This window comes from Paraburkholderia sp. UYCP14C (genome assembly GCF_004197395.1).
In the GTDB taxonomy this organism is placed as follows: domain Bacteria; phylum Pseudomonadota; class Gammaproteobacteria; order Burkholderiales; family Burkholderiaceae; genus Paraburkholderia.
In genome coordinates this window covers 1-4,057 of sequence record NZ_SELS01000168.1, presented here as the reverse complement: position 1 = coordinate 4,057, position 4,057 = coordinate 1, and the positions used below count along the sequence as shown (strand labels likewise).

At 62.5% G+C, this 4,057-nt stretch carries 3 protein-coding genes and 2 pseudogenes; 3 read left to right on the top strand and 2 right to left on the bottom strand.

The genetic code is table 11. The annotated features are described in order from the left end of the window. Positions 1-232, top strand: a pseudogene (locus EVC45_RS47440) (hypothetical protein); the annotation flags it as partial. Between the two features lies 1 nt (position 233). Here the strand turns inward: EVC45_RS47440 and EVC45_RS43670 are convergent. Both EVC45_RS43670 and EVC45_RS43665 read right to left on the bottom strand, forming a co-directional pair. After that, on the bottom strand, positions 234-728 hold the full coding sequence (locus EVC45_RS43670) for a DUF6398 domain-containing protein (RefSeq protein WP_129964242.1): 495 nt from the start codon (positions 726-728) through the stop codon (positions 234-236). A 27-nt stretch (positions 729-755) separates the two neighbouring features. Continuing rightward, a complete protein-coding gene (locus EVC45_RS43665) occupies positions 756-1,421 on the bottom strand; it encodes a tyrosine-type recombinase/integrase (protein WP_129964241.1) in 666 nt (221 codons plus the stop codon). A gap of 35 nt (positions 1,422-1,456) precedes the next feature. Here EVC45_RS43665 and EVC45_RS43660 point away from each other — a divergent pair, with 35 nt between their 5' ends. Next, positions 1,457-3,781 carry a Tn3 family transposase gene (locus EVC45_RS43660; protein ID WP_129964240.1) on the top strand — a complete coding sequence of 775 codons (2,325 nt, stop codon included), beginning with the start codon at positions 1,457-1,459 and terminating at the stop codon, positions 3,779-3,781. Continuing rightward, positions 3,778-4,057 (top strand): annotated as a pseudogene (locus tag EVC45_RS43655) (IS6 family transposase); the annotation flags it as partial. The gene EVC45_RS43660 and the pseudogene EVC45_RS43655, both read left to right, overlap by 4 nt.

Below are 4,057 nucleotides of genomic sequence, written 5' to 3'. Positions count from 1 at the left end.
ATCGTTCCTGGTTCATGTCAAATATCGGCGCGTAGGACAGTTGGAAGGTCTGCGAGTCTCGCCCCATATCTACATGAACGAAGCGGATCTTGATGTATTTGTCGATGCGCTGCGCGCTGCCGTCAAAGACGCTTGTCTGAAGCGGTCGTGTTCCGCTTCAGACAACGCCGATATAGGGGTTCCAAGCCCAAACCCCAATAATTTTGGAATGCTTTTGAAAACAGAGGGTTAGGTTATGGAATGTAGGGAATAAGGCCGCGACGAAAGGCTTCCTCCTGGAAATCGCGCGGCATCTGGCGCGCATCGACGATAAAGCCGTTCACCTCGAGCATCCACGCCATGGGATTCTCGGCCAGCTGACTGGGCAGCGACCAGCGCGGATCCATCGCGCCGATTTTCAGCAGCGTGACGATGGCGCTTGCCTTGGCCGATCCGGTTTTCGGGCTCACCCTGAAGTGTTCGCACAGCACGTCGGCCCGCATGTGCGGCGTCTGATGCCGATCGAACAGGAAATTGACCCGACCCATGGCGTAGGCAATGCCGCAGGCCCATGAGCGCGCGGGGCCATTGATGAGCGGCGACGGACGTTTGCGGCACAGGGTTGCCGCCATGCGTCGACAAAGGTCCCGGTACTCGTCGGTCAGGTGTTGCCTGCACACGGCGTCGGTCAGCACGGTGATTTCGTCGTAGCGGGTCTGTAGCGCGATCGGGATGCGGTCGGTCGACATAGGTGTGAGTTCAGTCGGGAAGAAAGGTTAGTCCTGCCAGAAGTCGCGGAACCGGTCCGAAGCCAGTTCGGTGTAGCGCGTGGTGTGCTGGATGTTGCGGTGGCCGAGGTAGTGCTGGATGGCGCGCGTGTCGTGTCCGTCGTTGGCCAGCTTGTAGCCGGTCGCGTGGCGCAGCATGTGCGGATGAACGGGAAACGCAAGCCCCGCCTGCTGACCGGCGCGGGTCACGATCTTGCGCACGGCGTCCGGAGTCAGCGGCGCCTTGCGCTCGCTGATGAACACGTAGGCACTGTCCGGACTGTCGCGTCGCAGCCGCCGCAACGCGCGCAGTTCGGGGCCGCGCAGCGGATGCACGGCGGGCATGCCGTGCTTGCGCCTCACGACATGCACGAGGGCCTGCGTCAGATCGACCTGATCCCAGCGCAGGCTGACCAGTTCCGAGACACGCAGGCCGTGACGGTAGGCGATCAAGATCAGCGCGGCATCGCGCGCGCCGTGCCGCCCTTCGCGGGCAGCGGCGGCGATCAGGTCCGCGACCTCCTTTTCCAGCAGGTATTCGCGACTGCGATAGGCGGCATTGGGCCGCCGTCGCGGAACTTTCCGGTTAACGATGTCTGGCACAGCTTGCCCGAGGACTCCGGAAGCCGCGTCCCGGCACAGGGCGGGGTCTTGAACTTTCCGTAATTGGGCCATTATAGGGAAACTCGCGACTCAATTTCCATCGCTGGATGCGCGCGCTAAACAAGAACCTCACCCTGCTGCCGGAGGCCGAGCGCCAGGCGCTCTACGAACGGCCCGATTTCGATGAATACCAGCGTGCCGAATATTTTGCCTTCACCGCCGACGAGCTGAGTGTTGCGCAACGTCGCCCCGGCTTGCCCGAACGTATCCTGTGCCTGCTGCAGATCGGCTATTTCAAGGCAAAGCAGGCGTTCTTCACATTCACGCTCGCCGAGTGCCCGTCCGAGGACCTCGAATTCCTGTGCGAACACTATTTCCCCGGACAGTCGCTGCGTCCGAGGCCGGTCCGCTCCGCCGAACTGTATGCCCAGCGGCGCGCCATTCTCGCGCTGTCCGGCTATCGCCTGTGGAGCGAGCAGGACCGGTCCGCGCTGGCCCTCAAGGCCGCACAGCTCGTGCGGCGTGATGTGACGCCCGCCTTCGTGCGGACCGAATTCATCGTCTGGCTGAACCAGCAGCACATCGTACGTCCCGGCTATACCGTCCTGCAGGCCATCGTCAGCACTGCGTTGAGCACCGAACGGCAGCGGCTGGGCGACATGGTCGAGGCCGCCCTGACCGAAGAGGCGAAAGCCGCGCTGCAGGGCCTGCTGGTGCGCGACGAGTCCCTGTCCGAACTGGCCGCGATCCGCCAGGACGCGAAGCATTTCGGCGCCCGCATGATGGGACAGGAACGCGAGAAGCGTGCGCTGCTCGAACCCATCTATCGCGTCGCCCGGACACTGCTGCCCCGGCTCGGGATTTCGCCACAGAACGTTGCCGGATACGCGAGCCTCGCCCATTACTACACGATCTATGACCTTCGGCGCCTGCAGCGCGGCCAGACAAGGCTGTACCTGCTGTGCTACGCATGGCAACGCTACCGGCAACTGAACGACAACCTGGTCGAGGCCTTGCGCTATCACACCAAGAAATTCGAGGATGACAGCAAGGCCAGTGCCGCCCAGGAATTCGTGCGCAACGAGGCCCAGCGGCAGAAAGAAACCGCGCAGGTGGGCAGGCTTCTGCTGCTCTACGTAGATGACGCCCTCGACGACACCCTGCCATTCGGTTCCGTGCGCCGCCAGGCCTTCAGCATCATGCCCAAAGCGGCCCTGCAGCAGACGGGACAGCGGTTGACCCGCAAACCCGTCAGCCAGATGGAGCTGCGCTGGCAGGCCATCGACGCGCTCGCCGGTCAGGTGCGCACGCGGCTGCGGCCGCAGGCGATGGCGCTGGAATTCTCCAGCCTCCGCGCCGACGATCCCTGGCTGGCTGCGGTACGCTGGATGAACGGCGTCTTCGGCCGGCGACAACGCCTCGCCCAGCGCCCGCTCGCAGAGATCCCGCCTGGCACCGTCCCGAAGCGACTTCGACCTTACCTGCTCACCTTCGATGATACCGGTCAGCCCACCGGCCTGCGCGGCGATCGCTACGAATTCTGGATCTACCGGCAGATCAGAAAGCGGCTCGATCGCGGCGAGCTGCATCTTGACGACAGTATCCAGCATCGGCGTTTCAGCGATCATCTGGTCGCGCCCGAACGCACGGCAGCTGTGCTCGAGGAACTCGACCTTGCCTGGTTACGCCAGTCGCCCGACACCACAATCGACGCCCTGTTCAACGAGCTTCGTGAGCTCTGGCAAACCTTCGAGCGGCAATTGCGGCAGGGCAAGCTCAAGCATCTCGACTATGACGCGCAGCACAGCAAGCTGACGTGGCGGCAGCCCAGGGTCGAGAAAGAAGGCGCGCAGCAGGACAGTTTCTACGCGAACCTGCCCTCACGCGATATTGCCGACATTTTCCGGTTTGTGAATGAGCGCTGCGATTTCCTGCGGACGATGACACCGCTACAACCTCGCTACGCCAGGAAGATCGCCGCCGATACCGACAGCCTGACGGCCGTGATTGTGGCGCAGGCGATCAATCACGGCAATTCGGCCATGGCCGAAACCTGCGATATCCCGTATCACGTGCTGGCCGATACGTACCGGCAACGCTGCCGCCTGGCGACGCTGCGGGCCGCAAGCGACCGGATCAGCAACTTCATCGCGCAACTGCCGATCTTCGAGCATTACTCGTTCGATTTGGAAGTGCTGTATGGCAGCGTCGATGGGCAGAAATTCGAAGCCGCCTCGCCGACTACCAAGGCGCGGCACTCCCGCAAGTATTTCGGGCGCGGCAAGGGCGTCGTCGCCTATACGCTGCTCGCCAATCACGTTGCGCTGCGCACCGAACTGATTGGCGCGCACGAACATGAAAGGGTTGTGGTGCAAATAGCGCTCAAGGATCGGTTAGAGTGTCGCCTTGACCGATTTGAGGAGCCGCGATGAACAAGCTGAAGAGTCTGGACGAGCTATTCGCCGGCCGTCATTTTGACCGTGAGGTGATCATTCTTTGTGTGCGCTGGTATCTGCGCTACAAACCCAGCCTGCGCGATCTCGTCGAGATGATGGCTGAGCGAGGGTTGTCGCTGGCTCACACGACGATTCTGCGTTGGGTGCGCCGCTATACGCCCGAGTTCGTCAAGCGCTGGAACCATTTTGCCACGTCTGCGGGACGGTCGTGGAGGGTTGACGAGACGTACCTGAAGATCCGGGGCAAATGGG

Bases quoted from the DNA above. Each gene is read 5' to 3' on its own strand.
- EVC45_RS43670 (WP_129964242.1), bottom strand. From the start codon at position 728: ATGTCGACCGACCGCATCCCGATCGCGCTACAGACCCGCTACGACGAA.
- EVC45_RS43665 (WP_129964241.1), bottom strand. From the start codon at position 1,421: ATGGCCCAATTACGGAAAGTTCAAGACCCCGCCCTGTGCCGGGACGCG.
- EVC45_RS43660 (WP_129964240.1), top strand. From the start codon at position 1,457: ATGCGCGCGCTAAACAAGAACCTCACCCTGCTGCCGGAGGCCGAGCGC.